At 40.0% G+C, this 1,494-nt stretch carries 1 protein-coding gene; it reads left to right on the top strand.

Going from position 1 to position 1,494, the window contains the following annotated elements:
* The first annotated feature begins 129 nt into the window (after positions 1-129).
* Positions 130-1,452, top strand: coding sequence for an ISL3 family transposase (locus HW423_RS10920; RefSeq protein WP_218931895.1), 1,323 nt, complete (start codon positions 130-132; stop codon positions 1,450-1,452).
* The last annotated feature ends 42 nt before the right edge of the window (positions 1,453-1,494 follow it).

Here is a 1,494-nt window from a genome sequence, read left to right as displayed (position 1 = left end):
GGTTCTACAATAAATAGGGTTGATGACAAAAATTAAAATGTCATCAACCCTATCTTTGTGTCTTCTAAAAGACGCAGATATTCGTTATATTAAAAGTACCACCAAATAACATAAGGAGAATATCTACGCATGAACCATTTTATCCAAAAAACCTTTCAATTAAAAGACCCAAATATCACGATCGATATGGACCGTGTTGAAGAACAGCATTATAAAGGCCGTTTATCTTTGTTTTACTTTGGCACATTAACGTATGTTCCTAAAGCCTGTGAATGTTGTGGTATCGTCAATGATGCCTATCAAGTCGTTAAAAATGGGACGCGTCACTCTCGTCTGACTTTAGCGAGCATAACGGGACTTCCTGCCTACTTAAACTTAGCCAAACAACGCTTCAAATGTAAAACCTGTGGCCAAAGCTTTACAGCGAAAACGTCCTTTGTGGACCCTCACTGTTTTATTTCTAAGCGGGTCACACAAATGATTATGGATCGGGCAACACGTGTGATGTCAGAGGTAGATATTGCCAAAGATACCCATGTTTCCCCGAATACCGTGCGTCGCGTCATTCATCAGGCTGCCGCTACGCTTCGGATCCGTCCCACATCTTCGTTACCCGAGCACCTCTGTTTTGATGAATTCAAAAGTGTCAAATCAGTCAAAGCCGCCATGAGTTTTATTTACTGCGACGCTATAAATCATCAAGTCGTCGATGTGGTCGAAGACCGAAAAGCGGGCTCTTTAAAAAACTATTTTATTCGCTATGATCTCGCTGTGCGCCGTCAGGTTAAATCTGTCACTATTGATATGTACGAACCTTATATTCAAGTCATTCATCGATGGTTTCCCAATGCCGATATTATCATGGATCCCTTTCACTTGATACAGGCTTTAAACCGTGAATTATCGCAGTATCGTGTGCAGTTTATGAATACCATTCGAACCAAAGACCGCCGATTATATAATAAATTAAAACGCTATTGGAAGTTAATCCAAAAAAATCCGAATGACCTCAAAGCCACAACCTATCACCGATTTCCTTTATTTGATTGGCTGACGAATACGCAAGGAATTGTGGATTATTTACTGGCTCAAGATACCCAACTAAAAGCCACCTATCAGATTGTCCATCAATTAGGGGATGCCTACCGTACCAACAATTGGCCACGATTTGAATCTACCTTAATTCAGGCGAAGCAACTTCAGCTTCCAGCTGGGTTAAGGCGTGTCTTACGTTCTTTTAAGAAGTACCAAACGTATATTCACAACACGTTCTCGTATCCAGGTTTAACGAATGGCCCGATCGAAGGTATTAATAATAAAATTAAAGTATTGAAACGAACAGCCTACGGCTATCGAAATTACAGTCATTTTAGAGACCGTATTTTACTTATGACGCGATTATATGTCCCTCAGACAAATAAAAAAGATCAAGCAACAACTTATGCTGCTTGATCTTGATTAAAATGGGTCATCAACCCTATTTGACAAAGAGCC

Origin of the sequence: Ruoffia halotolerans (assembly GCF_014049385.1) — a bacterium.
GTDB lineage: Bacteria > Bacillota > Bacilli > Lactobacillales > Aerococcaceae > Ruoffia > Ruoffia halotolerans.
This window is presented reverse-complemented; position numbering and strand designations above follow the sequence as displayed.

Coding starts and splice junctions, on each gene's coding strand:
- HW423_RS10920 (WP_218931895.1), top strand. CDS start 130: ATGAACCATTTTATCCAAAAAACCTTTCAATTAAAAGACCCAAATATC.